The organism is Verrucosispora sp. TAA-831, from assembly GCF_050780145.1.
Lineage (GTDB): Bacteria > Actinomycetota > Actinomycetes > Mycobacteriales > Micromonosporaceae > Micromonospora.
On record NZ_CP192240.1, the window covers coordinates 746,913 to 772,366 of the forward strand.

Consider the following 25,454-nt stretch of genomic DNA (forward strand, 5'->3'; position numbering starts at 1 on the left):
GTGTTCGAGAACCTGAACGTGTGGGAGGTCGGTGCGCTGCTGCTGCTGGCGCTGCTGATCTTCGGCGACCGGCTGCCGCAGGTGATCAGCGACGGCCTGCGGATGGTGCGCAACCTGCGGAACATGGCGCGCAACGCCACCACCGACCTCAGCAAGGAACTCGGCACCGACATCCAGCTCGAAGACCTGCACCCCAAGGCGTTCATCCGCAAGCACCTGCTCAGCGAAGAGGACGAGCAGGCGATCCGCAAACCGTTGCAGGGCGTCTACGACGACCTCCGGGCGGACGTCAGCGGCGTGCACAAGGACCTCAAGGACGTCGCCACCGCCGCCGACCCGAGGACTCCCGCCGCCACGCCGTCCGCAGCGCGTACCTCCGTACCGGCAGCGTCCCCGCCGGCCCCGCGCGCCGTCAGCTACGACGAGATCACCTGACGGCGCGCCGACCCGTCAGCGTCCGGCCGGCGTGAGACCGAGCGGCTTGCCCAGCAGCGAGTCCCGGCGCACCGCGAGCCGGTCGGCGACCTGACCCAGCGCCTTCGCCGCCGGGGAGTCCGGCGCGGAGAGCACGATCGGGTTCCCCTCGTCGCCCGCCTCCCGGACCCGGGTGTCGAGCGGCACCTGACCCAGCAGCGGCACCTGCGCGCCGATGGTCTGCGTCAGCGAGTCGGCCACGGTCTGCCCGCCACCGGCGCCGAAGACCTCCATCCGGGAGCCGTCCGGCAGCTCCAGCCAGGACATGTTCTCGATCACACCGACCACCCGCTGGTGGGTCTGCAACGCGATCGCGCCGGCCCGCTCGGCCACCTCGGCGGCGGCCGCCTGCGGCGTGGTGACCACCAGGATCTCGGCGTTGGGCAGCAACTGGGCCAGCGAGATGGCCACGTCGCCGGTGCCCGGGGGCAGGTCGAGCAGAAGCACGTCCAGGTCGCCCCAGTACACGTCGGCGAGGAACTGCTGCAACGCGCGGTGCAGCATCGGCCCGCGCCACACGACCGCGGCGTTGCCGGCGGTGAACATGCCGATCGAGATGACCTTCACGCCGTGCGACTCCGGCGGCATGATCATGTCCTCGACCCGGGTCGGGCGACCGTCCGCGCCGAGCATCCGGGGCACCGAGTGGCCGTAGATGTCCGCGTCCACCACTCCGACGGAGAGGCCCCGGGCGGCCAGCGCCGCCGCCAGGTTCACCGTCACGCTGGACTTGCCCACGCCACCCTTGCCGCTGGCCACCGCGTACACCCGGGTGCGGGAACCGGGCTGCGCGAACGGGATGACCGGCTCCTCGGACGCCCCGCCGCCGCGCAGCGTGGCCTGGAGCTGCTGGCGCTGCTCGGTGCTCATCACACCGAAGTCGATCTCGACGCCGGTGACCCCGCTCACCGCGCCCACCGCGGCGGTGATGTCCGCCCGCAGCTTGTCCTTCAACGGACAACCGGCCACCGTGAGCAGCAGCGCGACCCGGACCACCCCGTCGTCGCCGATCTCGGCGGCCTTGACCATGCCGAGTTCGGTGATCGGTCGGCGGATCTCCGGGTCGTTGACGGTGGCCAGGGCGGCCTGGACGGCGTCGTGGACGGTGCTGACGGGAGCTGACATGCCCGCAATGCTACGTCGGTCGAGATCCGCCCCCGGTGTCAGCGGCGACGGTGTGAGCCAGTCGATGACCAGGGGTCAGGAGTGGCGGGGGGTGTCGCTGTCCCGCCGCCCGTCCCCGAGAAGATCCCCGTCCATCTCGTCGCGCGGCTCGTCCAGCGGGTCCGCGTCGTCGCCCCGCGCCGCCGACTCCTGCCGGAGCCGCCGCTCCAAGCGCTGGCGCCGCTGCGCCGCCTCGTCCAACTCCTCGGCCATCCGGGCCAACTCGGACCGGAGGAAGTCCCGGGTCGCCACCTCGCCCATCGCGATCCGCAACGCCGCTATCTCCCGGGCCAGGTACTCCGTGTCGGCCTTCTGCATGCCCGCCCGGCGCCGGTCCTCGTCCAACGCCACCCGGTCCCGGTCGGCCTGGCGGTTCTGCGCCAGCAGGATCAACGGCGCCGCGTACGACGCCTGGATCGACAGGACCAGGGTGAGGAACGTGAAGGTGTACGGGTCGAAGCGCAGCGTCGTCGGGGCGAGAGTGTTCCAGACGAACCACAGGGTGATGAACAGCGTCATGTAGACGATGAAGTTCGCCGTGCCCATGCCCCGCGCGATCGCCTCCGACCACCGACCGAAGGTCTCCTGGTCGACCCGGGGCAGCTTCAGGCCGCGCGGCTCCCGGGGCAGGTCCAGGCGCTCGGTGCGCCGCTGCTCAGTCATCGACTCGCTCCGTGCTCACGTCGGCGGACGCCGCGTCGTCCGCGGCCTCCGGTGCAGGGCTCGGCACGGCGTCCCGATCCCGCCAGTCCGGCGGCAGCAGATGGTCCAGCACGTCGTCGACCGTGACCGCACCCACCAGCCGGTTGTTCCGGTCGATCACCGGCATGGCGACCAGGTCGTAGGTCGCCATCCGGCGGGTGATCTCCGGCAGCGGCGTGGTCGGCCGCAACGGGTCGATGTCGTTGACCACCACCCCACCGAGCAGATCGGCCGGAGGCTCCCGGAGCAACCGCTGGAAGTGCACCATGCCCAGGTAGCGGCCGGTCGGCGTGGCCATCGGCGTACGGGACACGAAGACCTGCGCGGCGACCGCCGGGGAGAGCTGCGGTTCCCGGATCCGGGCCAGGGCCTCCGCCACCGTCGCGTCCGGCGGCAGGATCACCGGCTCCGAGGTCATCACGCTGCCCGCCGTACCCGGGGTGTACTTCAGCAACTGCCGGACCGGATCGGCCTCGTCCGGCTCCATCAGGTCGAGCAGCACGTCCTGCTCCGGCGGCGGCAGCTCGCCCAGCAGGTCGGCGGCGTCGTCCGGGTCCATCTCCTCCAGCACGTCGGCGGCCCGTTCCCGGCCCAGCGCGGTGAGGATCTCCACCTGGTCCCGCTCGGGCAACTCGCTCAACACGTCGGCCAGCCGGGTGTCGTCCAACGCCGCCGCGACCTCGTTACGGCGCGCGTCCGGCAGATCCTGCAACGCGTTGGCCAGGTCCGCCGGGCGCATGTCCTCCAGCACAGCCAGCAGGTTGGCGGTCCCCCCGGGCTCGGCGAGGCCGCTGAGCCCGCGTACCTTCTCCCACTCGACCTGCTGGAGGTTGCCCCGGCGGGCCAACCGGCCGGCCTGCTCCCGGGCCGCCACCCGGGCCAGCGACCAGTCCCCGGCCCGGCTGCACTCCATCGCCACGTCCACCACCGTCGCCGCCCGGTTGTCCGGGGCGAGCTGCACCCGACGGTCGAGCAGCTCCTGGAGCACCAGCAACTCGTTCGGGCGCTTCTCGAAGCGGCGCAGGTTCAACGTGCCGCTGCCGAGCACCACCGCGTCCGCGTCGATCGAGATGATCCGGTTGATGGAGAGGAAGATCCGCCGTCGCATCGGGATCTCGGCGACCAGGCCCACCACCTCGGGCGGCCGTTGGCCGGTGCGGAGCCGAGCAACGGCGTCGCGGACCCGGCCCACCTGGTCGCCGTTCGGATCGAAGACGGCGACTCCGGCGAGACGGGCGAGGTAGACCCGGGTCGGCGTGCTCACGGGCACCAGCCTAGGGCGTACGTGTGAGTCGGCGCCCGGCTGTCACTTCCGGACAGCCCGGAGGGCCTAGTCTTTACCAACATGTCGACCTTGGCTTACGAGATCGTGGACGTCTTCACCGATCGTCCGTACGCGGGGAACCCGCTCGCGGTGGTCTTCGGTGCCGACGGGCTGGCCACCGAACAGATGCAGGCCCTGGCCCGGGAGTTCAACCTCTCCGAGACGGTCTTCGTGCTGCCCGCGACCCAGGTCGGCGCCACCTACCGGGCCCGCATCTTCACCCCGACCGAGGAACTGCCGTTCGCCGGCCACCCCAGCGTGGGCGCGGCGGTGACCGCCAGCCGTCGGGGCATGTTCGGGGCGGGACAGGTCAGCCAGGAGTGCGGTGCCGGGGTGCTGCCGATCGAGGTGACCGACGGCGGTGCCACGCTGACCGGCGGCAGTCCCACCCTCGGGCCCGAGTTCGATCCGGAGCCGCTGCTGGAGGTGGCCGGTCTGGCCGCCGACGACCACCTCGGCCCGGCACCCCGGGTGGCCGGCTGCGGGCTGGAGTTCCCGTTCCTGCCGGTACGCCCCGACGCGCTGGCGCGGGCCGAGGTCAATCCGGTGGCGGCCCGGCGGTACGGAATCGAACACGTGAGCGTCTTCTCCTGGAACGCCGACGCGCAAACCGCACGGGCCCGGGTCTTCGTCCCCGGCCTCGGCGTGCCCGAGGACCCGGCGACCGGCTCGGCCGCCCTCGGACTGGGCGTGTGGCTGGTCGCCACCGGCCTGCTGCCCGGCGAGGGCCGCTCGTCGTACACCGTCTTGCAGGGTGCCGAGATGGGTCGACCGTCGACCCTGACCTGCACGGTGACCGCCACCGGTGGGACCGCGCTGGGCGCCAGCGTGGCCGGTCACGTCATGCCGGTGGCCCGGGGCGAGATCCTGGTGCCGCCGTTCGTCGGCTGACCGGCCGGGGCACCCGTACGCAAGGATGTGATGGTGACCGACGAGCGTGACAGCAGCCCCCTGGTCGACGAGGCGATGAAGAAGGCCTCGGTGGCCTGGGTCGCGGTGGCGGACGGGCCGCCTCTCGCCCTGTGGTGCGTACCCCTGGAGAGCGCCCTGTTCGTGGTCGCCGGGCCGGGGGAGCAGTCCGCGCCCGGGCTGGCCGAGGCCGACGAGGCCCGGGTGACGCTGCGGGGCGACCACGGCGGTGCGATCGTCACCTGGCCGGCCCGGGTGACCCGGGTACGGCCCGGCACCGACGAGTGGGACACCCTGGCCCCACTGGTCGGAGCCAAGCGGCTGAACGCCCCCGGCACCACCGCCGACCTGGTCGCCCGGTGGGCTGCCGACGACTGCGCACTGGTCCGGCTGACCCCCGGCGGCACCCCGGTCCAGGGCACCGACCTGCCCGCCGACTCGCTCGCCGAGCCGCCCCGTCCCACGCCGGCCGTCCGCGCCGTCCGCAAGCCGTTCCGGTTGCACCGCGTCCGGCGGTCCTGACCCGCCACCACGCCGCCCCCGGAACGCCACGGCACACCGCTGCCTGCCGTCCCGGGTCCGCTACGGCACCGTCACCGGTGCGGCCCGCCCGGCCGGTACCGGCTCCCGCCGGTCGGCACCCGCCGACCCGACCAACTCGACCACCTCGCCGAGGGCACCCAGCACCCGACCGGTCCACTCGGTGTCGACGTTGAAGACCAGATGGTCGACCAGGTCCGGGGCGGCCAACCGGGCGGCCGTCAGCCCGGCCCGCCGCGCACCGGTCAGCTCCTGACTGCCGCCGTCGCCCACGTACAGGCAGTCCTCCGGACGCAGGCCCAATCTCGCGCACGCCGCCTGATAGAGCGCCGCATCCGGCTTGCAGCGCCCCACCTGCACCGAGTAGATCCGCACGTCCAGCAGCGGTGCCACGGCCAACTCCGGCAGGAGCACCGGCAGCTCGTGCGTGCAGTCGCTGATCACACCGGTCCGGATCCCCCGGTCCCGCAACGCGCGCAGCGTCGGGACGGCCTCGTCCCGCAACCGGGTGTCGCTACGCACGGCGTCCAGCCGGGCCGCAGCCGCCGCCCGCAACGCCTCCTCGGTCGGCCGTACCCCGGCCTGCTCGCACAACCAGCGCAGCGTCGCCTCGGCACTGCCGAAGCGCCCCGCAGCACGCTCGTAGAACGTGCGGTCGAGCAACTCGACGAAGGTCTCCGGTGGACAACCGAGCAACTGCGCGGTGGCGCGGTGACCGGGACCGCGCTGGACCGGACTGGTCAGCGTGCCGAAGAAGTCGAACAGCACCGCCTGGAACCTGGGCATGGGGAAGCGCCTCCGGGCGGGGTGAGGGGGTCCCGACGGGCTGCCCATGATCGTAACGGACCGCTGACGGAAAGTGGTCATCGCGGTCGTGTGAGGATTGCGTCTCGTGCCACCCGAACCACACCGTCCCCCGGTCGATCTGCTCACCACCGGCGCACTCGGCGTCGCCGTGGTGGCGGTCTCCTCGTCCGCGCCGCTGATCGCGTTCGCCGCCGCGCCCGCACTGGCCATCGCCTTCTGGCGCAACATGCTCTCGGTCGCGGTGCTGAGCCCGTACGCGATCACTCGCCGACGGACCGAGTTCCGCTCCCTGCTGACCGGCGCGCGCAGGCGCGAGGCCGTCTTCTGCGTACTCTCCGGGGTGGCCCTGGCCGCCCACTTCGCCGCCTGGATGCCGAGCGCGAAGCTCACCACGGTCGCCGCCGCCACCGCCCTGGTCGCCACCCAGCCGGTCTGGCAGGGGCTGATCGCCCGCCTCCAGGGCCGCCGACTGCCGCTGGGTGTCTGGGCCGGCATCGGGGTGGCGGTGTTCGGGGCGATCCTGGCCACCGGCGCCGACTTCACCGTCTCCGGCACCGCCTTCGCCGGTGACCTGCTGGCCCTGGCCGGCGGCCTGTTCGGGGCGGTCTACACCGCGCTGGGCGAGCGGGCCCGGGCCACCGTCAGCACCGCCACGTACACCACCGTCTGCTACGCGGTCTGCGCACTCGTCCTGCTGGTCGTCTGCCTGGTCGCCCGGGTGCCGTTGGGCGGCTTCGACACCGGGACCTGGCTCGCCGTGATCGCGCTGGTCGCCGGTGCCCAACTGCTCGGACACTCGATGTTCAGCTACGCGCTGCGACGGATCCCGGCCACCACGGTCAGCGTGCTGATCCTGCTGGAGGCGCCCGGCGCCGCCCTGATCGGCTGGGCCTGGTTGGGGCAACTGCCCGCCGCGTCGAGCGTGCCCGGCCTGCTGCTGCTGTTGGTCGGGGTCGCCGTGGTCGTGCTCGCCAGCGCCCGCGCCACCCGACCGCGCCCAGGCGGGCAGGTCTAGGCGGGCAGGCCGACCGCCGCCGCGCTGGCCGCCCAGAGTCGGGCCGCGAGTTGCGGATCGGACGCCTTGCGCAGCGGGCGACGCGGCCGGCAGTCGAAGTAGTAACCGCCGCCGACCAGGCGGGCCCGGTCCTGGTTGGCCAGCCACACCAGCGTCTGCGCCCCCTTGACCGGGCCACGCAGCGGCAACAACCGCATCCCCAACGCGACCAGCCGGCTGTCGCTGCCGAACCGGGTCCGCACCACCCCCGGATGGAAGCAGTACGAGTCGACCGCCGGCCACCGTCGGGCCGCCTCGGCCGTGAACAGGATGTTGGCCTGCTTGCTGGTGCCGTACGCGCCCATCGGGCGGTACCGCCGCAGCGGCCGGTTCAGGTCGTCCGGGTCCAGCGAACCGCTGCGGTGCGCACCGGAGGCGGTCACCACCATCCGTCCCACCCGGTCGGCCAACAGGTTGCTGAGCAGGAACGGGGCCAGATGATTGGCCTGGATGGACAGTTCGAAACCGTCGACCGTGGTGATCGGCTGGAGCACGATCGCCCCGGCGTTGTTGGCCAACACGTCGATCCGGTCGTACGCGGCGCGCACCTGCTCGGCCAACCGCCGTACGTCGTCCAGGGCCGCGAAGTCCGCGCGGAACGTCTCGGGACGTTCACCGGACGCCTCGCGTACCTCGTCGGCGGCCGTCCGCAGCCGGGCCGGATCCCGCCCGACGAGCACCAACTGGTCACCACGGCGCGCCAGGTCGATCGCCGCGGCCAGCCCGATGCCGGAGCTGGCCCCGGTCACCAGCACGAGCCGACGGCCGGTGAGATCATCCGCAGGTCCATCCACCCCGGTCACGGCATGAGATTACCGTGATCGCCGATCTCGCTGAACCTCGGCTTTCCCACCGACACGTCCGTCGGACCGGCCGCCCGCCCCGAGCCCGGGTCGGGACGGGCCGACCCGTTTCAGACGGTGGTCACGGCGGCGGCCCAGATGATGAAGATCGCCACGTAGACGAGCATCACCAGCGCGAAGAAGGCGGTGATGATCCAACCGACGATGATGGCCGCCTTCGCCATCCCCTCGCCCTCCTCGCCGGTCTCCCGGATCTGACGGATGGCGACATGTCCCATGATCGCGCCGATCGGCGCGGTGATGCACGAGCCGATCCCGATCAACGAGAGGATCAGGGCGACCAGGGCCATCGAGTTGGTGCTCCGCGGCGGATAGCCGTAGCCGTATCCGGGCTGCACCGGCGGCGGGTAGCCGGCGGGCGGGTACTGCGCGGGAGCAGGCGGATAATCGGACTTCACCGCGTACGAGTCGATCGGCGGGTAGGGATCGGCCGGCCGGTACGGGTCGTACCCGGCGGGCTGCGCGGGAACCGACAGGAGAGGATCGGCCGGCGGACTGGAAGGCTGACCGGCCGACGCGGGGTCGGGCCAGCCACCGGCCGGTGGGGGCTGTGTCATCGGGCTCACTTCCGTCGCGATGTGTGGCAGTCAGGGTAGCCATCGCGGGGTAGGGCGCGACGCGCCCGGCAGCGGGTGCGCGTTGCCCGGCACGGCGGCAGCAGGCAGGATCGCGGCATGGGGATTGACGCGCGCGCGGCGGACCGTTCCGGCAGCAGACCGAGGCGGGACGTCAGCCGCCCGGGAGTGGCCCGACGCCCCCGCCCGGTGACCACACCGAGCGCGTCGGAGGACGACGCCCCGGCATCGCTGCCCGAGCCGGTGACCATGCGGCTGGACGGCAGGGTCGCCCTGGTGACCGGGGCGGGTAGCGCGGACGGCATCGGGTACGCCACCGCCCGCCGGCTGACCGACCTCGGCGCCCGGGTGGCGATCGTCTCCACCACCCGCCGCATCCACGAGCGGGCCGGTGAACTCGGGGTGACCGGTTTCGTCGCCGACCTCACCGACGAATCGGAGGTCGGCGCGCTGGCCGATGCCGTCGCCGAGCAACTCGGCGACGTGGAGGTCCTGGTCAACAACGCCGGGCTGGCCAGCCGGGCGAGCCCGGAGGTGCTCCGGCCGGTCGCCCAGCTCAGCTACGAGGAGTGGCGCGCCGAGATCGATCGGAACCTGACCACCGCGTTCCTGTGCAGCCGGGCCTTCATCGGCGGGATGGCCGAACGCGGCTGGGGTCGCATCGTCAACCTGGCGGCCACCGCCGGGCCGGTCAACGCCCTGCCCACCGAGGCGGCGTACGCGGCGGCGAAGGCCGGCGTGGTGGGCCTGACCCGCGCCCTGGCCATGGAGATGATCGCCGACGGGGTGACCGTCAACGCGGTCGCACCCGGCACCATCTACACCGCCGCCTCCACCATGGCCGAGATCAAGCAGGGTCTGGGCACTCCGGTGGGCCGCCCCGGCACCCCCGACGAGGTGGCCGCGGCGATCACGTTCCTCTGTTCACCGGCGGCGTCGTACATCACCGGGCAGATGCTGGTGGTCGACGGCGGCAACAGCGTGCGGGAGTCGCAGTTCCGCTGACCGTCCTCAGGTGTTCGTACCGCTCGACCCGGCCCAGATGACCAACGCCAACCAGCCGCAGCAGAACACCAGGTAGAGACCGGTGAAGATGTAGCTGAGCACCAGCCCCCAGGTGGCGAGCTGATCGCCGTCCTCACCGCTGGTGCGGAGCTGGCGCTTGGCCAGATGACCGAGGGCGATACCGGCCGGGGCGAAGACGAACGCGAAGACCAGCGACAGGATGGCCAGCACGTTGGTGCCTCCACCGCCCCCACCGCCCTGGTGCGCCGACGGCGGCCCGTACTGCCCGTACGGGCCCTGCGGCGCGTACGGCGGCTGCTGCCCCCACTGCTGCCCCTGCGGCGACTGCCCCGGATGCTCGTACGACGGCTGCCCGTACGCGGGCTGACCATACTGTTCACCGGAGGGCTGGCCGTACTGGTCACCCTGGGGTGAGCCGTACTGGTCACCCGTCGGCCGGCTGTACGGCTGGCCGGACGGCGGCTGCTGACCGCCCGGCGGCGGCTCGTAGGGCGACGGCGGCTGGTCCGGCTCCGGTGGCTGGCTCACGTTCTTCGACGTTACCCGCAGTAATGGAACCTGTCCTCATGGTTGTCGGGAAGACCCACCGTCGAGCAGACGCTCGAAGCCCCCGTCGCCACCACCACCCCGTCGTTACCGCTCCGCCGTCTCCATCGTCCTTCGGGCCGGCTGTCGAGCTGAACCGTCTATGCCGTCACCGCCCTCGGCCGCCAAGCGGCCCGGACAGCGCGATTCGTCTTCGCTATCAGCTCGACAGGGCCCGAACCAGTGCGGTGTCCAGGGACTCCAGCGCCGCCGGTCGTCGTCTGGACCCGCCGCGGCCCGGTGACCGTTCCTGGACACCGCACTAGACACGGCAGTCGCGGGACACCCCGCTCCGACGGTGGCTTGCCCGATCGCCTCGCCCGGCCGTCGCCTACCTTTGCTCGGCGCCGGGCGGGGGCGAGCGAGGAGGTCAGGCGAGCCGGGTCAGGCCGGCGGCGGCGCGCTCGACGATCAGGCAGCGGTCCTCGACGTAGTCGACACCGGCCTGCTCGGCGATCTCCCGCGCCTGCGCGGAGACGATGCCGAGCTGCAACCAGACCGCCGGGGCACCGATCGCCACCGCCTGACGGACCACGTCGACGGCGTCCTCGGCCGGCCGGAACACGTCTACCAGGTCGACCGGGTGCGGGATGTCGGCCAGGGAGCGGTACACCGGCTCGCCGAACAGCTCGTCGGCGGTCGGGTTGACCGGGACGATCCGCCACCCGTGCCGCTGCATCTCGGCCGGTACGGCGTGCGCGGCCTTGCTCGGGTCGCGGGACGCGCCCACGACGGCGATCACGGCGGAGTCGGCGAGGATCTGCTGAGCGGTACGCACCAGCCGACTCTATCCGGGCCGGAGCACATCAGAGCAGGCTGAGCTGTACTGGGGCGGGCGGTGCGGGCGTCGTCACCTGACGGTGCTCACCGGGATCGGGTCGGTGCAGCCCGTGTCGGCGGGCGGCGATGCGGACCCGTGCGGTCAGCTCCCGCTGGTACGACTGCGGGGCGTACGCGCCCGCCCGGTACAGCTCCCGGTAGCGGGGGACCAGGTCGGGATGTTCCCGGGCCAGCCAGTGCGCGTACCACTCGCGGGCACCGGGACGCAGGTGCAGCGGCAGCGGCGTCACGCTGGCCGCCCCGGCGGCGGCGATGGCCGCCACGGTGCCGTCGATCGACTCGTCGGAATCGCTGAGGCCGGGCAGGATCGGTGCCATCAGCACCCCCACCGCGAAACCCGCGTCGGCGAGTTGGCGTACCGCGTCGAGTCGCCGACGAGGACTCGGGGTGCCGGGCTCGACCGAGCGCCACAGCCGCTCGTCGACGAAGCCCACCGAGAACGACACGCCGACCCGGGTGACCTCGGCCGCCTGCCGCAACAGAGGCAGGTCGCGCAGGATCAGCGTGCCCTTGGTGAGGATCGAGAACGGGTTGGCGAAGTCGCGCAGGGCCTCGATGATCGGCGGCATGAGGCGGTAGTGGCCCTCGGCCCGCTGGTAGCAGTCCACGTTGGTGCCCATCGCCAGGTGCGCGCCCCGCCAGCGCGGCGCGGCCAGCTCCCGCCGGACCAACTCACCGGCGTTGACCTTGACGACCACCTGCCGGTCGAAGTCCGCCCCGGCGTCGAAGTCCAGATAGGTGTGAGTATTTCGTGCGAAACAGTATCGACACGCATGGCTGCATCCCCGGTACGGGTTGATCGTCCACTGGAACGGGACGCGGGAGGTGCCGGGGACCTTGTTCAGGATCGACTTGGCGCGTACCTCGTAGAAGGTCATGCCGGCGAAGCCGGGGGTGTCGAAGGTGCGCACCACCGCGTCGGGCAGCGCCAGCGGCAGGGGTGGCGTCGCTGGCGCTGCCCTTCCGGGATCTCCCTCGACCGGGGGAGCGGCGAGGTTCTCCCAGCGCATGACCGTCATTCGAACACACGTACGACATCGCTGCAAGTGGCGCGCCGGACACCATGGTGTGCGCGGACCGATGACGGGGGAGGATGGCAGGTATGGAGAGGTCGACCTTCGTCTACGACGGGGACTGCGCGTTCTGCACCCGCTGTGCCGAGTTCATCGAGCGCCGGATTCCGACCGGTGCCACGGTGCTGCCCTGGCAGTTCGCCGACCTCGACCGGCTCGGGTTGACCGAGGCCGAGTGCGAGGAGGCGGTGCAGTGGGTCGGCGCGGACGGGCACCGGGCCGCCGGGCCGGACGCCATCGCCGCGCTGCTGGCGGGCAGTGGCCGACTCTGGCGGATCGCCGGGGCCGGGCTGCGGTTCCCGCCGGTACGCGCCACCGCCTGGCCGGTCTACCGCTGGGTGGCCCGCAACCGGCACCGGATGCCGGGCGGTACGGCCGCCTGTTCACTGCCCCAGGAGACGCGCGACCGCCTCTACGGTCCGTCGGCGGGCTGAGTCGCAGGACGCGCCGCTACGGTCCGTCGGCCGGCTGCGTCCCGGACGCCGTCGGTGTCGCCTCGGCTCGCGGCTGCGGTGGTGTGCTGATCCCTACGTCCGCAGCGGCGCGGTCGGGGCTGGTCCGGCGGTTCAGCAGTCGTCGTGCCAGCAGTATCGGACGGACCTTCTCCAGCGGCAGGAAGCTGGTCATGGCGACCAGGTGCGGCGCGAAGGAGATGGTGATGGTGGCGATGGTGACCAGGTGGAACGAGTAGAAGAAGGCGACCGTGGCGTGTCGCCAGCGCGCGGGTAGGACGAAGATCACCGGGCTGAGCAGTTCGAAGGCGAGGATGCCGAACTGCGCCACGAGCAGCAGGTGGGGTACCTGGGCGGCCAGGTCGGCCAGCTCGGTGCCCCGGCGGATGATCGCCTTGGCCAGCACCGAGCCGGTCGCCCAGTCCAGGCCACCGAAGCGGAACTTGGCCAGGGCGGCGAGGAAGTAGGTGCAGATCACCGCGATCTGGGTGACCCGCAGCGCCCAGCCACCGGCCTCGGTCAGCGTGCGGTCCCCGTGTCGGGCGCGGCCTGCGGTCGGGAGCACCGCGAGCGCGACGAGCAGGGCGAACCGGTCGTGGTCCACCTTCCCGTAGCTCATCGCGACGATCATCCACTGGAAGTAGAGGGCGAAGACCGTCCAGCCGAGCAGCCGGGGAGCCCGTCCGCTGGCGGCGACGAGGGCGAGCAGCAGCAGCGCCCAGAAGACGACGCCGACCAGCGCCGGGTCGGGGGTGGGCAGCGGCAGCAGGCGGCCGACGAACAGCGGTCGGTACATGTCGCCGGGTACGTCCACCTTGGCGCGTACCCAGGGGGTGAAGACGACCAGGTCGGCGGCGACGAAGAGGTAGATCAGGGTGCGGAAGGCGGCCACCCGGCCGCGGGGCACCGCCTCGGTGAGCCAACGGATCACGGGTTCACCTGCCAGCGGACGACCGTCTCGTCGGACCAGAGTCCGGTGGGTCGGCGGTCGGTGATGTCGTGCCAGCGGATCACGATCCGGACCTCGGTCAGCCGGGGCGCGTCGGGTCGACGCCGGGCGTACGCGTCGGCGACCTCGCGCAGTCGGCTCGGGTCGGCGACGTAGTGGGCCTGCTGGCCCTCGATCTCGGCGCGTCGGATGCCGGTCGCCCGCTCGCCGAGGTCGACCACGGCACCGGTGGTGTCCACGCCCTCCACCCGGGTGTCCGGGGCGTCGGCGTCGGCCGGGTCCGAGGTGGAGTACATCCGGAAGGGACCGAACGGGAAGTGGTCGTCGTCGCCCCAGGCCGTTCCGGCGAGCAGGAGGGTCAGGCCGAGTGCGGTCGCCGCCACCCGGATCGCGCGGCCGTGGTTCGTCAACGCATCCATCGGGTGCCGAAGATACGGCACGGATGCCCTGGTGAGGCTCCCGTCGACCGGCTCGTGTCACAGATGTGACGAGTCGGGAGACGGTGGTGGGCGCGGACGCCGACGGCCGGGCACCGATGCGGGACCCGGCCGTCGGCGTGGGAGATCAGTGGTTGTGCTCGGCGAGCTTCTTACGGACGTCGTCCATGTCGAGCGCCTGGACCTGCTCGATGAGGTTCTCCAGAGCGGACTCGGGCAGCGCGCCCGGCTGCGCGAAGACGATCACCCCGTCGCGGATTGCCATGATCGTCGGGATCGACCGGATGTCGAACTTGGCGGCGAGGCCCTGCTGCGCCTCGGTGTCCACCTTGCCGAAGGTGATCTCCGGGTGCTTGTCCGAGGAGCGCTCGTAGACCGGGGCGAACCGCTTGCACGGACCGCACCACTCGGCCCAGAAGTCGACCAGCACGATGCCGTCGCTCTCGGTCACCTGGTCGAAGTTGTCCGTGGTCAGCTCGACGGTTGCCATGTCTATCTCTCCGATCACGCGGAACGCCTACGCCTGGTGGAACCCGACCGTACCCCGACGCATTCCCGCCGGGGTGCCACCAAAACCCGGTCCTGGCCGCCTTGGGAGCCTTTGTCCGCATCGATCGCCATCGGTCTCGTGGTGCGTCCGCAGATCGCAAATGCACGTCGCAATTGCGTGACCGGTAGTGATGGGAGCGGTTCCAAGGAGATCAAGGCCGACTGTTGCTACGACACGGTAACTTTGGCGTTGACAAGGACCGATTCGACCTGCGGAGATCGCTTCTGGGCGGATGTTTGGTCACGTTGGGTGATGTAACGAAAAGGTAAATGTGACCTCGGTCTCTGTGCAGTCGGAGGGTCGTACGGCAGAATCTTGAAGCATCAGAGCGTGGGCGGCGGGTGCCGGGGAGGGCCCCGCCGCTCATTGCGTCCGGCCCCGGTTTCGACCACCGAGTCCGACCGGCGTGGCCGCTGCGGAACGGCCTTCCTCCTGACTCCGCACCGCCCCGGCACATATGCTCGAGCCGGAGGTCCCGCCATGAGCGAGCGCAGCGTGCAGGTCACGATCGCCGCGGGCTATTCCGCCACCGAGTGGGAGTTGCTCACCGGCCTGCCCGGCCAGGTGATCGTGGTCGCCGCCCGGTCCGGCCCGGGGGGCGCGTACCCGCCGGTGGCCGCCGGGCTCGCCGGTCTGGACGCGGTGGCGGCCGGCCGGGTCTTCGACAGCGATCTCATCCGGGCGGTGGTGGCCGCCATCTACGCGCGTCACGACGGGTCGCCGGACGCCGAGGCGGGTCCCGGCGAGCCGGGGGACCTGCTCGCGACGTGCCGGACGGCGGTACGGGTGCTCCAGCGGCGGGCCGACCCGGCCGACTCGGCGGCGTACCGGCAGTGGGTGCAGTCGGTGGGTGCCCGGGTGTGCCGTACCGCGTCGGCGGTGGTGCCGGACGCGGCGCTGGCTCCGGCCGACCGCCGCTTCCTCGACCGGCTCGGCGGTGCACTCGCCCTGCGCTGAACCTGCCGCCGCACCTGGTGCCGGGGTCGCGTCGGGGCCGGCGCGGTGACGCGTACCCTGCGTGGTCGTGACCGGTGAGCAGCTCGACGTCGGCGTGGGGCCGTGGCCCGGCGACCCGCCGGACGACCCTCGTTACGACCCGGAACTGCTCACCGAGGGCGACCGGCGCAACGTGGTCGACCGCTACCGGTACTGGCGGCGCGAGGCGGTGGTGGCCGACCTGGACCGGCGGCGGCACGACTTCCACGTGGCGATCGAGAACTGGCAGCACGACTTCAACATCGGCACGGTGGTCCGCAACGCCAACGCCTTCCTCGCCGCCGAGGTGCACATCGTCGGCCGCCGCCGGTGGAACCGGCGCGGCGCCATGGTGACCGACCGCTACCAGCACGTACGGCACCACGAGACGATCGAGCAGTTCGCCGGCTGGGCGGCCGGACGGGACCTGCCGCTGGTCGGCATCGACAACCTGCCCGGCTCGCGTCCGATGGAGACCACCACACTGCCCCGGCGCTGCGTCCTGCTGTTCGGTCAGGAGGGCCCCGGCCTCTCCGACGCCGCGCGGGCCGCCTGCGACCAGCTCTTCTCCATTGCCCAGTACGGCTCGACCCGGTCCATCAACGCGGGCGTGGCGAGCGGGATCGCCATGCACGCCTGGATCCGCGCGCACGCCGGTCCGCCGCCGGGCTGAACCGCCGTCGGGACGTACTCCGGCGGCCACTCCTGCGGTGGATCGCGCGGCGCGCCACGCCGGGCGAAGGTGCCGCTCCGCTTGACGGCTCGCCCGGACGGGGCGACGGTGGAGTGGTGACTGTTGCGGTGAGTTGTCCCAGATGTGGGGGGTCCGTGCGGACACCGGACCTGATGCACGCCGAGTCGCGCTGCCCGGACTGCGGACCGGTGGCACCGTTGCACGTACCCGAGCACATCGGTGCCGAGATCGTGGCCAGCGTGGTGGAGCGGATCCAGTCGACGGCGCAGCCGCCGGTTCCGCTGTGGTGTCCGTGGCCGCTGCCTCCCGGGTGGACCACCACCGGCGTGGCGTGGGCCGGTGACGACCGGATCGGGGTACGCGCGACCGCCGTCGCCTGTGCCGGCCCGGCGCCGCTCGGCGGTGGACCGGCCGATCTGGTCTTCGTGGCCGAGGAGCCGGGCGTCGGGCTGGGTACCAGGTACGCGGGAGTTCCCGGCCCGGACGCCGGACCCGAGTTGGCCGAGGCGTTGACCGAGCCCGGCCCCGGGCATCCCGGTCATGTCGGGCGCGCGGGAATCCGCGTCGGTGGTCATCCCACTCCACTGTGGCTCGTGAGTTCACTGACAGATCGAAGCGCGTACGCCGGCGAGGCTCGGGGAATGTGGCTGTATGCGATAGCCTGGCCGGCGAGTGCGGGGCATCTGCTCGCCGAGGACGTGGTCTTGCACGACCTGGTCGAGTGGACGCCATCCGAACTCGTGTACGGCGCACCATCTCCGTACCTGCACGGGAAGGCCTGACGGCCCCCCGGAATGTCGGAGAACGGACGCAGATATTCACGGTAAGACACCACGCTGATACTCTGAGTGCCGCTGCGGTAATCGGAACCCGGCGCCGTGCGAGAGGATGGCCCGCCATGGTCAAGAAGGTCCTCACCTGGGCCGGTATCGCTTTCTTGATCTTCTTCGTCGCCTACCGGCCAAATTCAGCCGCGGACGTGTTCAAGTCTCTGGGCGGCGGGATCATGGACATCGCGCAGGGCTTCGGCGACTTCTTCACCAGCCTGGTCGCCTAGCCTCCGATGGGAAGCCCCTCCGGCCCACCCTTCGACCCCGACGACCCGGACCGGGCGCGCCGGGAACGCGACACCGAGCCGATTCCCCGGATCGATCCTGACGACGGTCCGGGTTTCGGGTCCGGTGCGCGTCTCTCCGACGGGCCCGCCTTCTCCGACGACGCCGGCTACGGCGACGGCCCGGCCTACGCCGGCCAGACGCGCTCCGAGCGGGCCTGGGTACGGGACCCCGAGGGCGGCTACCAGCCCCCGCAGATCTCCGAGGAGGAACTGGCGGGGCTGCGCTCCGATGCCAGTGGCATGACACCCCGGCGGGTGCTGCCGCTGGAGGACGAGCCCAGCTCGCTGGTGGCCCGCTACCTCTTCCCGACCGAGCGCTACCGGGGCGAGTGGAAGCGGCACTGGATCCACCTCGTCACCCCGATCCTGGTCGGGATCGCCGCCACCTTCGTGCTCGGCTACCTCTCCGGCTTCCTCGCCGGGCAGAACGTCGGCGCGCTCACCACGATCGCCGTGCTGCTCTGGTTCGGCGTGATGGGCTGGGTGGCCTGGAAGGTCGCCGACTGGTGGTACGACCGGTTCATCCTGACCAACAAGCGGGTGATGGTCGTCAACGGCATCATCACCCGGCGGGTCGCGATGATGCCGCTGGTCCGGGTCACCGACATGAAGTACGAGCAGACACCGGCCGGGCGGGCGCTCAACTACGGCACCTTCGTGCTGGAGTCGGCCGGTCAGGAGCAGGCGCTGCGCGAGGTCAAGAACCTGCCGAACCCCAACGAGCTCTACCTGCGTGTGGTCGAGGAGATGTACGAGCCGCAGGCGGTCGAGGCGCGGTTGGGCAAGGAGCAGGACGAGGCCAAGGCCGACGACGGCGCCTGAAACTTTCCGACCGAACATCGGAGCCACCGCGCACCTTTTGCCCTCGACCCGCTACCCCGGGCCGTGGCAGGCTGCCGAGCAGGATCAGTTCGGGGGTGGCGTGTGGGCGGCAGCAATCCGTTGGAGGACGAGTTCCGTGACTTCGTCACGGCCCGCTCCGCCGCGCTGCTGCGCACCGCCTACCTGCTCACCGGTGACTGGGGCACCGCCGAGGATCTGCTCCAGACCGCGCTGACCAAGACGTACCTGGCCTGGAAGCGCCTCGGCGGCATCGAGGCGATCGAGCCGTACGCCCGGCGCGTCATGGTCAACACGTCCACGAGTTGGTGGCGACGCCGCTGGCACGGCGAACGCCCGACCGAGGTGCTGCCGGAGCGGGCCGCCGCCGACACGATCGAGCAACAACTCGACCGCGACGTGCTCTGGCGGCACCTGCGCGCGCTGCCCGCCCGGCAGCGCGCGGTGCTGGTGCTGCGCTACTACGAGGACATGTCCGAGGCGCAGACCGCCGCCCTGCTGGAGATCTCACCGGGCACCGTCAAGAGCCAGACCTCCCGCGCCCTGGCCACGCTGCGGCGGCGTCTCGGCGCGGAGGAGGCGGCCGTCCTTCCGGGCACCGCGACGCCCCCGGCCGAGCCGGCCGCCCGCCGGACCGGCCGCCCGGCCGCCCGGTCCACGTCGACCGCCCGGGCCGACGTGCCGCCCCCGACCGCCCGGGCCGATGCGCCGCCCGAAGGTCGACCCGACGCGCGGGTTCCGGCGGGCCGACCCGACGCGGAGGTCCCGGCCCTGCGACCCGGCGCGTCGCCCGGGGCGGCGTCGTTGCGGCACCCGGACGACGCCCTGGTCGGTGAGCACCGGTGAACACCGTTTCCCGAGGTCGTGACAACCGGACCGGGACTTCGGATCGTCTCGTCAACGTGTCGCAGGACGAGTTGGAGCGCGCCGTCCGGGAGACGTTCTCCCGGCAGGTGGCGACCCCACGCGCCCCGCACGACCCGGCGAGTACGGTGCTCCGCCGGGCCAACCGCGTCCAGCGTCGTCGCACGGTGGCCGGAATGAGCCTGGCCGCGTCCGCGATCGTGCTGGTCAGCGCCGGTGCGATGCAGCTTCGCGACGACCGCGCGCCGCACGGGGCCGACCGGGTGGTGATCGCCGACCCCAACCCCGCGCCGGACGCGTACCGCACCAGCCTGCCGCCGCCCGGCCCGAGCACCGAGACTCCGCTGGCCGAGGTCGATCTGCTGGTGAACCGGACGATCGCCACCGCGCAGGGCCGCCGGGTGACCCTGATCGGGATCGGTGCGGTGGAGCGCGTACACCGTCTCACCGACGGGCGGGGCTGGCTGGCCGTCGGCGAACCGTCGCTGTCCGGTCGGTCGCTGTGGGCGGTGGCGGCCGACGGGACCGCCCGGGCGCTGCTGGCGGGCGCCGACGAGATCGTCCTCGACCGGTCCGGCCGGCAGGTCGCCTGGAAGCAGGACCGGGTGTTGGCCGCCGCCGGCATCGTGGACGGCGAACTGACCGGCACCGTACGCGCCGACGCGCCGGCCACGGCCGTACCGCTGCGGTTCGTCGACGGCGCGGTGCTGGTACGACTCGACCCCGCCCTTCCCGGCCACGTGCTCTGGCCGCTGCGTCCGGGCCCACTCGACGAGGGCACGGACCGGACCAGCCAGCGGATCTTCGGTGCGCTGCCGGACGGACGCCTGGTCGGCGAGGTGCCCGCCGAGACGCCCGAGGACGCCTGCCTGACCCTGCTCGATCCGGTGGACCTTCGCCCACCCGACCCGCCGGCCTGCGGCCCCACGATCGAGGGCGACGGCCTCGGGGCGGTCTCCCCGGACGGGCGGTGGCTGCTGGTCAACGGGCGCGTCGGCGAGCAGGACCGGGCGCTGCTGGTCGACCTGACCCGACTCGATCCGACCGTCCCGGTCCAGCCCGCCGGACCGGCGATGACCGGCACGGTGTCCTGGAGCGTGCCGGACGTGGCGCACTACGCCGACGCGACCGGTGCGCTGGTCCGGGTGGACGCCGAGCGGGTCCGTGCCGGTCGGTCCGCCGTCCGGGTCACCGTCCCCGGCCTGCGCGACGACGAGCCGCTGGTGGTGGTGACCGGTGGCTGACCGCCGGCCCGGTAGCGTCGGGCGATGAGCCCCCGGATCGACCTGCACACCCACTCCACGGCCAGCGACGGCACGCTCGGTCCTGCCGAGCTGGTCCGCGCCGCCGCCGAGGCCGGGCTGGACGTGGTGGCGATCACCGACCACGACACCACCGCCGGCTGGGCACCCGCCGTGCGGGCGCTGCCGCCCGGACTGCGCCTGGTACGCGGTGCCGAACTGTCCTGCCGCTGGTACGGCGAGCAGCCGCCGATGTCGCTGCACCTGCTGGCGTACCTGTTCGACCCGGAGCATCCGGAGTTGGTCGCCGAGCTGGCCCGGATGCGGGCCGCCCGGTTGACCCGTGGCGAACGCACCGTGGAGCTGCTGCGAGCCGATGGTGTCGACGTACGGTGGCCGGAGATCCTGGCCACGGCGGGCGGTGGGACGGTCGGGCGACCACACATCGCGCAGGCGCTGATCAGGGCCGGGCTGGTCGCCACCACCAGCGCGGCGTTCGGGCCGGAGTGGCTGGGGGAGCGGTACCGCCTGCCGAAGGAGGACATCGACGTCTTCCAGGCGGTCCGGCTGGTCCGGGCGGCCGGCGGGGTGCCGGTGTTCGCCCATCCCCGGGCCAGCCGACGTGGCCCGATCGTGCCGGACACGCTGATCGCCGAACTGGCGGGGGTCGGCCTGGCCGGACTGGAGGCCGACCACGAGGACCACTCGCCCGCCGAGCGGGCCCACGTCCGCGGGCTCGCCGCCGACCTGGGCCTGCTGGTCACCGGGTCGTCGGACTTCCACGGCACGCACAAGACCGTCCGGCTCGGCGCCTTCACCACCGCGCCCGAGGAGTACGAGCGCCTCGTCGCCACCGCGTCCGGGGTGACCGAGGTCGCTTCGGGCTGACCTCGGGTTCGGTCCCGTCGGCCGCCGCTACGGTGACCGGGTGGATCTCAAGCTCTTCGGCGAGGTCTTCGTGACCCTGCTGGTGATCGTCGACCCGCCCGGCATGATGCCGATCTTCCTGGCGTTGACCGGCCCGCTGTCGGCGCGGGAGCGCAACCGCGCGGCCTGGCAGGCGGTCGCGTTGGCGCTCGGCGTGATCGTGGTCTTCGCGGTCGCCGGCCAGACCCTGCTCGCCTACCTGCACGTGGACCTGCCGGCGTTGCAGGCGGCCGGTGGGCTGCTGCTGATCCTGGTCGCGTTGGAGTTGCTCACCGGCAAGACCGACGACCCGACCAAGCAGGCCACCTCCAACATCGCCCTGGTGCCCCTGGGTACGCCGCTGCTCGCCGGTCCCGGCGCGATCGTGGCGACCATGCTCTTCGTCCAGCAGGCCGACCGGACGGCCGACTACACCGCGATCGCCGCCGCGATCGTCGCGGTGATGCTCGCGGTCTGGGTGGTGCTGCGCTTCTCCGGCGGGATCGTCAAGGTGCTGCGTCCGGGCGGCATCGAGGTGCTCACCCGGATCGCCGGCCTGCTGCTGGCCGCGATCGCGGTGCAGCTCATCGCGGACGCGATCGCCGCGTTCGTGACCCAGTACAGCGGGGGTGGCTGAGCGCCGCCGCTGCGACTGTCGGTGGTGGATGGCAGGATCGGGGCCGTGCGACGAGCCTCCCCAGCAGGACGACCCGCCGCCGGTGGCCGCGCGCCCCGGCCCCGTGACGGGCAGCCCGAGCAACTCGGTTTCGAGGGCATGCCGGAGCGGCTGTTCGTCTGCACCCCGAGCAAACTGGGTGCGTACGCGGACTGCCCCCGGCGCTACCGCTACTCGTACGTGGACCGGCCCGCCCCGCCCAAGGGACCGCCCTGGGCGCACAACTCACTCGGCGCCAGCGTGCACACCGCCCTGAAGAACTGGTATGCGCTGCCCGCCGACCGGCGTCGTCCGGAGGTGCTGCCCACCCTGCTCAAGGGCACCTGGGTGCGGGACGGCTACCGCGACGACGCGCAGGAACGGGACGTCTACCGACGGGCGCTGGGCTGGCTGGAGACGTACGTCGGCGGGCTGGACCCGGCCGACGAGCCGGTCGGCGTGGAGCGGGTGGTGGCGACCAAGACCGGGGTGCTGGCGTTCAACGGGCGCACCGACCGGATCGACTCCCGACCCGGGCCCGACGGCCCCGAGCTGGTCATCGTCGACTACAAGACCGGCCGCACCGGGATGGACGCGGACGACGCCCGGGGCTCCCAGGCGCTGGCGCTCTACGCGTACGCGGCCGAGCGGGTGTTCCGTCGCCCGTGCCGCCGGGTCGAACTGCACCACCTGCCCAGCGGCACGGTCGCCGCGCACGAGCACACCGTCGACTCGTTGGCCCGGCAGGTGACCCGGGCCGAGCAGACCGCCCAGGACATCATGGCCGCCGAGCGGTCGGTCGCCGACGGCGGTGATCCGGACGCGGCCTTCCCGACCACGCCCGGCCCACGCTGTGCCTGGTGCGATTTCCGGCGCACCTGCCCGGCCGGTGCCGAGCAGCCGGGCAAGGAGCCCTGGGCGGCCGTCGACCGCCCCGCCGCACCCCCGGCCGAGCCGGGCTGAGCCGCGCGCCGGGCTGAGTCGGGGTCGAGTCGCCTCGCCAGGCTCTCGACCCGAGCCGAGGGGCAGCCGTCCGGTCAGTCGGACAGGGCAGCAGCCCGGGCCGCCCGTTCCTCGGCGGCGCGTCGCATCGGCCCCTCCCGCCAGTCTCGCGGCAGCGCGGTGAGGGCGAGCCGCAGCGCGCGTGCCGTCACGCCCGCCGACAGGGCGGTGGTCGGCAGGCCCAGCCCGCCGTACAGTCGTTGGGCCCAGCCGGGCAGCAGCGCCAGCGCGGTGCCGGCCACGCCCAGATACGCCCACCTCAGCGGCCCCAGGTTGAGCCCGACCCGGGCGGGCAGGCTGAGCTTCCACGGCAGCGGCGGCGCGGTCAGGAACAGGGCCGTCTCGGCGGCCTCCTTGGTCATCCGCAGCTCCGGGCGGACCCGGCGGTAGTACTCGGCCACCTCGGCGGCGGTCCCCGGGACGGTCGCCGGGTCCAGCCCGACCAGCGCGGCCGAGCGCCGTTGCTCGGTGTAGTAGCCGTCCACCTCGGCGTCGTCGAGCGGCACACCGGCCCGGCGGGCGGTGTCGAGGAACGACTCCACCTCGGTGACGTGGACCCAGCGCAGCAGGTCCGGTTCGTCGATCCGGAACCGCTCCCCGGTGGCCGGGTCGACGGCCGTCATCCGGGCGTGCAGCCGGCGTAGCCGCAGCCCCGCCTCCTCCGCCTCGGCCGTGGTGCCGTAGACGGTGGTGCCGACGTAGGTGGCGGTGCGGATCAGTCGGCCCCAGGCGTCCCGGCGGTAGTTGCTGTTCTGGGCCACCCCGGCCATCGCCCGGGGGTGCAGCGCCTGGAGGTAGAGCGAGCGCAGCCCGGCGAGGAGCAGGATCGGTTCCGCGTGCAGTTTCCAGGTGACCGAGTCGGGACCGAACAGGCCGGTGTCAGTGGAATCCACCCGCCAAGCGTGCCACGGGAAGCCGGGACGTTCAGGAGTCGGCGGAACGGCGGGCCTGGCAACCGGGGCAGAGCCCCCAGAAGGTGACCTCGGCCTCGTCGACGTGGAAGCCCGCCGTCGTACGCGGATCGAGGCAGGGGGCCTCGCCGACGGCGCAGTCCACGTCGGCGATCTCGCCGCAGCCCCGGCACACCACGTGGTGATGGTTGTCACCGACCCGGGCCTCGTAGCGGGCGGGGCTGCCGGCCGGCTCGATCCGGCGGGACAGCCCGGCCCGGGAGAGCGCCCCGAGCACGTCGTAGACCGCCTGGGTGGAGACCGAGTCGATCCGCTCCCGTACCCGTCGGGTGATCTCGTCGACGTCCAGGTGACCGCCCTCCGCCAACACGTCGAGTACGGCGAGGCGGGGCCGGGTGACCCGCAGGCCGTGCGACCGCAGCAGATCCGCACCGCTGGACATGCGTCAATGACAGCACGGTCGCCCCGACCGGACAACAGCGCGCTGAGTTCGGTGGCTCGGGCCACAGGCCAGTCCGCCCGGATGACGTCTCGGTGAACCCCGGACGCCGCAGGGCCGTGTCAAGCAGGAGCGCACTGGGCGGGTCCACCCCCGGCCCGTACGCTGACATGTCACGATCACCTATCGCCGGAGGTGCCGATGTTCGAGAAGGCGCTGGGCCTGCCCATGCACGTGCTCGTCGTGCATGCGGTCGTGGTCTTCGTACCACTGCTGGTGTTGCTCGCCGCCGCGTACATCGCGCTGCCGAGATTCCGTTCCCGCCTGGACTGGGCGGTGGCGCTCCTCGCGGTCGTCGCGCCGATCACGGCGTTCGTCAGCGTGCAGTCCGGCGAGGCCCTTCAGGAGCGACAGATCGCCCGGGGCTTCTCCGGCGAGATCATCGACCAGATGAACGCGCACGCCGCCTACGGTGACGTGCTGTTCCTGATCACGCTGGGGCTCGCCCTGGTGACGATCCTGCTGCTGGTGGCCACCAGCAGCCACCCCCGGGCGCCGAAGCTGCCGAACTGGCTGACCCCGGTGCTGTCGGTGCTGGTGATCGGGGCGGGTGTGGCCGCGCTCGTCTACGTCTGGCTCACCGGTCACTCGGGTTCCGAGATGGTCTGGGGCAACACCTTCGACTGACGGCCCGCCGTCAGAAGAAGATCCGCGTGCAGAGCAGGCAGACCAACACCACGAGGACGGCACCCGCGATCCCACCGATCACCCAGGTCAGCCGCTGCGCGCGCTGTTCCTGCGCGTCCAACGCCGCCATGTCCTGAGTCGGTAGCCGCCGTGGTGGTGGCGCCTGGAGATGCACGGGCGGACGCCATCCGGGCGGCGGTGCGGTGGTGGGCGGCGGCCCGCCGTATCCAGCCGGTCCGTGACCGCCCGGCGCGCCGCCGCCCGGGTCGGTCGCGGCGCCCGTGGCCGTCGGTGGACGCCAGGGATCATCGGACGCGGGTCGGCGTGGCGTGGGCTCGGCGGGCTCCGGCGGCGCGCCGACGGGGGACTCGGCACCGGTGTCGGGCGTGGGCCCGCCCCCGGGTACGGGCCGGCGCCAGGGGTCGTCGGAGACCGGGCCGGGGTGGGGCGTCGTCACGTCGTCCGACGCTACCAACGACCGGTACGCCACGCCGTCGGCCGCGCCGTATCCGGCCAGCCGCGATCGGCCCGCCCCGGCGCGTGGTCGACGGTCCCGGGGGCGGTCCGCAGGTGCGTTAGCCTTGGCGCTCGTGACGAGTGGGGATCCGGGCGGGCGGCGCGACGAGGATCGCGCGGTCGACCTGAGCGAGGACGACTTCGTGGTGCTGCCCGAGCAGAGCACCGACGACACCGATCGTGGCTGGGGCGAGCGGACCGGCGGCAACGACGACTGGCTGCTCGCCGAGCGTCCGCCGCACTGGGACTGAACGCCGGGCCGTCGCCCGGCGACCGTCGTGAT

At 72.6% G+C, this 25,454-nt stretch carries 32 protein-coding genes; 18 read left to right on the forward strand and 14 right to left on the reverse strand.

Going from position 1 to position 25,454, the window contains the following annotated elements:
* Complete coding sequence (locus ACQVFL_RS03455; RefSeq protein ID WP_396692300.1) at positions 1–435, forward strand: preprotein translocase subunit TatB; 435 nt, start codon at positions 1–3, stop codon at positions 433–435.
* 15 nt (positions 436–450) lie between these two features.
* Here the strand turns inward: ACQVFL_RS03455 and ACQVFL_RS03460 are convergent, their stop codons facing one another.
* The 3 genes from ACQVFL_RS03460 to ACQVFL_RS03470 all read right to left on the reverse strand — a co-directional run bounded on the left by ACQVFL_RS03460 (position 451) and on the right by ACQVFL_RS03470 (position 3,604).
* Positions 451–1,599, reverse strand: coding sequence for an Mrp/NBP35 family ATP-binding protein (locus ACQVFL_RS03460; RefSeq protein ID WP_431728672.1), 1,149 nt, complete (start codon positions 1,597–1,599; stop codon positions 451–453).
* 75 nt (positions 1,600–1,674) lie between these two features.
* Complete coding sequence (locus ACQVFL_RS03465) at positions 1,675–2,301, reverse strand: DUF1003 domain-containing protein (RefSeq protein WP_396692304.1); 627 nt, start codon at positions 2,299–2,301, stop codon at positions 1,675–1,677.
* Entirely contained in the window at positions 2,294–3,604 is a 1,311-nt protein-coding gene (locus ACQVFL_RS03470; protein ID WP_396692306.1) for a magnesium transporter MgtE N-terminal domain-containing protein, read from the reverse strand. The genes ACQVFL_RS03465 and ACQVFL_RS03470 overlap by 8 nt, the downstream gene beginning before the upstream one ends.
* Before the next feature lie 81 nt (positions 3,605–3,685).
* On the opposite strand from ACQVFL_RS03470, the gene ACQVFL_RS03475 reads away from it, so the two are divergent.
* The gene (locus tag ACQVFL_RS03475) at positions 3,686–4,555 is read left to right on the forward strand and encodes a PhzF family phenazine biosynthesis protein (RefSeq protein ID WP_396692308.1); all 870 of its coding nucleotides are present in this window, start codon (positions 3,686–3,688) and stop codon (positions 4,553–4,555) included.
* Between the two features lie 30 nt (positions 4,556–4,585).
* Positions 4,586–5,095, forward strand: coding sequence for a hypothetical protein (locus ACQVFL_RS03480; protein ID WP_396692310.1), 510 nt, complete (start codon positions 4,586–4,588; stop codon positions 5,093–5,095).
* A gap of 60 nt (positions 5,096–5,155) precedes the next feature.
* Here the strand turns inward: ACQVFL_RS03480 and ACQVFL_RS03485 are convergent, their stop codons facing one another.
* Positions 5,156–5,899, reverse strand: a complete 744-nt coding sequence (locus ACQVFL_RS03485; RefSeq protein ID WP_431728673.1) for an HAD family hydrolase — start codon at positions 5,897–5,899, stop codon at positions 5,156–5,158.
* Between the two features lie 106 nt (positions 5,900–6,005).
* On the opposite strand from ACQVFL_RS03485, the gene ACQVFL_RS03490 reads away from it, so the two are divergent.
* Complete coding sequence (locus ACQVFL_RS03490; RefSeq protein WP_396692313.1) at positions 6,006–6,935, forward strand: DMT family transporter; 930 nt, start codon at positions 6,006–6,008, stop codon at positions 6,933–6,935.
* Here ACQVFL_RS03490 and ACQVFL_RS03495 read toward each other — a convergent pair.
* Both ACQVFL_RS03495 and ACQVFL_RS03500 read right to left on the reverse strand, forming a co-directional pair.
* Positions 6,932–7,777 carry an SDR family NAD(P)-dependent oxidoreductase gene (locus ACQVFL_RS03495; protein ID WP_396692315.1) on the reverse strand — a complete coding sequence of 282 codons (846 nt, stop codon included), beginning with the start codon at positions 7,775–7,777 and terminating at the stop codon, positions 6,932–6,934. The two genes, ACQVFL_RS03490 and ACQVFL_RS03495, sit on opposite strands and share 4 nt — an antisense overlap.
* A 110-nt stretch (positions 7,778–7,887) precedes the next feature.
* Complete coding sequence (locus ACQVFL_RS03500) at positions 7,888–8,394, reverse strand: DUF4190 domain-containing protein (protein ID WP_396692317.1); 507 nt, start codon at positions 8,392–8,394, stop codon at positions 7,888–7,890.
* 117 nt (positions 8,395–8,511) lie between these two features.
* On the opposite strand from ACQVFL_RS03500, the gene ACQVFL_RS03505 reads away from it, so the two are divergent.
* Positions 8,512–9,417: an SDR family NAD(P)-dependent oxidoreductase gene (locus ACQVFL_RS03505; RefSeq protein ID WP_396692319.1), complete on the forward strand. Its 906-nt coding sequence runs from the start codon at positions 8,512–8,514 to the stop codon at positions 9,415–9,417.
* Positions 9,418–9,423: 6 nt separating this feature from the next.
* On the opposite strand, the gene ACQVFL_RS03510 is transcribed toward ACQVFL_RS03505, so the two are convergent.
* The 3 genes from ACQVFL_RS03510 to ACQVFL_RS03520 all read right to left on the reverse strand — a co-directional run bounded on the left by ACQVFL_RS03510 (position 9,424) and on the right by ACQVFL_RS03520 (position 11,873).
* On the reverse strand, positions 9,424–9,966 hold the full coding sequence (locus ACQVFL_RS03510; RefSeq protein ID WP_396692320.1) for a DUF4190 domain-containing protein: 543 nt from the start codon (positions 9,964–9,966) through the stop codon (positions 9,424–9,426).
* Positions 9,967–10,393: 427 nt separating this feature from the next.
* The gene (locus ACQVFL_RS03515; protein ID WP_396692322.1) at positions 10,394–10,801 is read right to left on the reverse strand and encodes a CoA-binding protein; all 408 of its coding nucleotides are present in this window, start codon (positions 10,799–10,801) and stop codon (positions 10,394–10,396) included.
* Between the two features lie 28 nt (positions 10,802–10,829).
* Complete coding sequence (locus ACQVFL_RS03520; protein ID WP_431728674.1) at positions 10,830–11,873, reverse strand: Rv2578c family radical SAM protein; 1,044 nt, start codon at positions 11,871–11,873, stop codon at positions 10,830–10,832.
* 92 nt (positions 11,874–11,965) lie between these two features.
* On the opposite strand from ACQVFL_RS03520, the gene ACQVFL_RS03525 reads away from it, so the two are divergent.
* Positions 11,966–12,370 (forward strand): thiol-disulfide oxidoreductase DCC family protein, encoded by a 405-nt coding sequence (locus ACQVFL_RS03525; protein ID WP_431728675.1) that lies wholly within the window; start codon positions 11,966–11,968, stop codon positions 12,368–12,370.
* Positions 12,371–12,386: 16 nt separating this feature from the next.
* Here the strand turns inward: ACQVFL_RS03525 and ACQVFL_RS03530 are convergent, their stop codons facing one another.
* From ACQVFL_RS03530 to trxA, 3 genes are all read right to left on the reverse strand, one after another.
* The gene (locus ACQVFL_RS03530; protein ID WP_431728676.1) at positions 12,387–13,319 is read right to left on the reverse strand and encodes an MFS transporter permease; all 933 of its coding nucleotides are present in this window, start codon (positions 13,317–13,319) and stop codon (positions 12,387–12,389) included.
* A complete protein-coding gene (locus ACQVFL_RS03535; RefSeq protein WP_396692328.1) occupies positions 13,316–13,756 on the reverse strand; it encodes a hypothetical protein in 441 nt (146 codons plus the stop codon). The genes ACQVFL_RS03530 and ACQVFL_RS03535 overlap by 4 nt, the downstream gene beginning before the upstream one ends.
* A 145-nt stretch (positions 13,757–13,901) precedes the next feature.
* Entirely contained in the window at positions 13,902–14,264 is a 363-nt protein-coding gene (gene trxA / locus ACQVFL_RS03540; RefSeq protein WP_396692330.1) for a thioredoxin, read from the reverse strand.
* A gap of 540 nt (positions 14,265–14,804) precedes the next feature.
* On the opposite strand from trxA, the gene ACQVFL_RS03545 reads away from it, so the two are divergent.
* The 10 genes from ACQVFL_RS03545 to ACQVFL_RS03590 all read left to right on the forward strand — a co-directional run bounded on the left by ACQVFL_RS03545 (position 14,805) and on the right by ACQVFL_RS03590 (position 22,579).
* Entirely contained in the window at positions 14,805–15,281 is a 477-nt protein-coding gene (locus tag ACQVFL_RS03545) for a hypothetical protein (protein WP_396692332.1), read from the forward strand.
* Positions 15,282–15,348: 67 nt separating this feature from the next.
* Positions 15,349–15,972 carry a TrmH family RNA methyltransferase gene (locus ACQVFL_RS03550; RefSeq protein ID WP_396692334.1) on the forward strand — a complete coding sequence of 208 codons (624 nt, stop codon included), beginning with the start codon at positions 15,349–15,351 and terminating at the stop codon, positions 15,970–15,972.
* A 128-nt stretch (positions 15,973–16,100) separates the two neighbouring features.
* The gene (locus ACQVFL_RS03555; RefSeq protein ID WP_396692336.1) at positions 16,101–16,775 is read left to right on the forward strand and encodes a DUF6758 family protein; all 675 of its coding nucleotides are present in this window, start codon (positions 16,101–16,103) and stop codon (positions 16,773–16,775) included.
* Positions 16,776–16,891: 116 nt separating this feature from the next.
* Entirely contained in the window at positions 16,892–17,050 is a 159-nt protein-coding gene (locus tag ACQVFL_RS03560; protein WP_007455302.1) for a hypothetical protein, read from the forward strand.
* Between the two features lie 6 nt (positions 17,051–17,056).
* Complete coding sequence (locus ACQVFL_RS03565) at positions 17,057–17,932, forward strand: PH domain-containing protein (RefSeq protein ID WP_396692338.1); 876 nt, start codon at positions 17,057–17,059, stop codon at positions 17,930–17,932.
* 102 nt (positions 17,933–18,034) lie between these two features.
* On the forward strand, positions 18,035–18,796 hold the full coding sequence (locus tag ACQVFL_RS03570; RefSeq protein ID WP_431728677.1) for a SigE family RNA polymerase sigma factor: 762 nt from the start codon (positions 18,035–18,037) through the stop codon (positions 18,794–18,796).
* Positions 18,797–18,852: 56 nt separating this feature from the next.
* Positions 18,853–20,058, forward strand: a complete 1,206-nt coding sequence (locus ACQVFL_RS03575) for a hypothetical protein (protein WP_431728678.1) — start codon at positions 18,853–18,855, stop codon at positions 20,056–20,058.
* Between the two features lie 24 nt (positions 20,059–20,082).
* Positions 20,083–20,943 carry a PHP domain-containing protein gene (locus ACQVFL_RS03580; protein WP_396692344.1) on the forward strand — a complete coding sequence of 287 codons (861 nt, stop codon included), beginning with the start codon at positions 20,083–20,085 and terminating at the stop codon, positions 20,941–20,943.
* 40 nt (positions 20,944–20,983) lie between these two features.
* Entirely contained in the window at positions 20,984–21,598 is a 615-nt protein-coding gene (locus ACQVFL_RS03585) for a MarC family protein (protein WP_396692346.1), read from the forward strand.
* A gap of 138 nt (positions 21,599–21,736) precedes the next feature.
* A complete protein-coding gene (locus ACQVFL_RS03590) occupies positions 21,737–22,579 on the forward strand; it encodes a RecB family exonuclease (RefSeq protein WP_396692739.1) in 843 nt (280 codons plus the stop codon).
* Positions 22,580–22,653: 74 nt separating this feature from the next.
* Here the strand turns inward: ACQVFL_RS03590 and ACQVFL_RS03595 are convergent, their stop codons facing one another.
* Positions 22,654–23,511, reverse strand: coding sequence for an oxygenase MpaB family protein (locus ACQVFL_RS03595; RefSeq protein ID WP_431728679.1), 858 nt, complete (start codon positions 23,509–23,511; stop codon positions 22,654–22,656).
* Positions 23,512–23,542: 31 nt separating this feature from the next.
* Positions 23,543–23,971, reverse strand: coding sequence for a Fur family transcriptional regulator (locus ACQVFL_RS03600; RefSeq protein WP_396692350.1), 429 nt, complete (start codon positions 23,969–23,971; stop codon positions 23,543–23,545).
* 198 nt (positions 23,972–24,169) lie between these two features.
* On the opposite strand from ACQVFL_RS03600, the gene ACQVFL_RS03605 reads away from it, so the two are divergent.
* Positions 24,170–24,655: a DUF2231 domain-containing protein gene (locus tag ACQVFL_RS03605; protein ID WP_396692351.1), complete on the forward strand. Its 486-nt coding sequence runs from the start codon at positions 24,170–24,172 to the stop codon at positions 24,653–24,655.
* Positions 24,656–25,236: 581 nt separating this feature from the next.
* Positions 25,237–25,422: a hypothetical protein gene (locus ACQVFL_RS03610; protein ID WP_396692353.1), complete on the forward strand. Its 186-nt coding sequence runs from the start codon at positions 25,237–25,239 to the stop codon at positions 25,420–25,422.
* Positions 25,423–25,454: the final 32 nt, after the last annotated feature.

Excerpts from the sequence above, each read along its gene's own strand:
- ACQVFL_RS03605 (WP_396692351.1), top strand. The coding sequence starts at position 24,170 with ATGTTCGAGAAGGCGCTGGGCCTGCCCATGCACGTGCTCGTCGTGCAT.
- ACQVFL_RS03545 (WP_396692332.1), top strand. The coding sequence starts at position 14,805 with ATGAGCGAGCGCAGCGTGCAGGTCACGATCGCCGCGGGCTATTCCGCC.
- ACQVFL_RS03485 (WP_431728673.1), bottom strand. The coding sequence starts at position 5,899 with ATGCCCAGGTTCCAGGCGGTGCTGTTCGACTTCTTCGGCACGCTGACC.
- ACQVFL_RS03580 (WP_396692344.1), top strand. The coding sequence starts at position 20,083 with ATGAGCCCCCGGATCGACCTGCACACCCACTCCACGGCCAGCGACGGC.
- ACQVFL_RS03480 (WP_396692310.1), top strand. The coding sequence starts at position 4,586 with ATGGTGACCGACGAGCGTGACAGCAGCCCCCTGGTCGACGAGGCGATG.
- ACQVFL_RS03565 (WP_396692338.1), top strand. The coding sequence starts at position 17,057 with ATGGGAAGCCCCTCCGGCCCACCCTTCGACCCCGACGACCCGGACCGG.
- ACQVFL_RS03560 (WP_007455302.1), top strand. The coding sequence starts at position 16,892 with ATGGTCAAGAAGGTCCTCACCTGGGCCGGTATCGCTTTCTTGATCTTC.
- trxA (WP_396692330.1), bottom strand. The coding sequence starts at position 14,264 with ATGGCAACCGTCGAGCTGACCACGGACAACTTCGACCAGGTGACCGAG.
- ACQVFL_RS03600 (WP_396692350.1), bottom strand. The coding sequence starts at position 23,971 with ATGTCCAGCGGTGCGGATCTGCTGCGGTCGCACGGCCTGCGGGTCACC.
- ACQVFL_RS03525 (WP_431728675.1), top strand. The coding sequence starts at position 11,966 with ATGGAGAGGTCGACCTTCGTCTACGACGGGGACTGCGCGTTCTGCACC.
- ACQVFL_RS03590 (WP_396692739.1), top strand. The coding sequence starts at position 21,737 with ATGCCGGAGCGGCTGTTCGTCTGCACCCCGAGCAAACTGGGTGCGTAC.
- ACQVFL_RS03500 (WP_396692317.1), bottom strand. The coding sequence starts at position 8,394 with ATGACACAGCCCCCACCGGCCGGTGGCTGGCCCGACCCCGCGTCGGCC.
- ACQVFL_RS03460 (WP_431728672.1), bottom strand. The coding sequence starts at position 1,599 with ATGTCAGCTCCCGTCAGCACCGTCCACGACGCCGTCCAGGCCGCCCTG.
- ACQVFL_RS03505 (WP_396692319.1), top strand. The coding sequence starts at position 8,512 with ATGGGGATTGACGCGCGCGCGGCGGACCGTTCCGGCAGCAGACCGAGG.
- ACQVFL_RS03475 (WP_396692308.1), top strand. The coding sequence starts at position 3,686 with ATGTCGACCTTGGCTTACGAGATCGTGGACGTCTTCACCGATCGTCCG.
- ACQVFL_RS03465 (WP_396692304.1), bottom strand. The coding sequence starts at position 2,301 with ATGACTGAGCAGCGGCGCACCGAGCGCCTGGACCTGCCCCGGGAGCCG.
- ACQVFL_RS03520 (WP_431728674.1), bottom strand. The coding sequence starts at position 11,873 with ATGCGCTGGGAGAACCTCGCCGCTCCCCCGGTCGAGGGAGATCCCGGA.
- ACQVFL_RS03535 (WP_396692328.1), bottom strand. The coding sequence starts at position 13,756 with ATGGATGCGTTGACGAACCACGGCCGCGCGATCCGGGTGGCGGCGACC.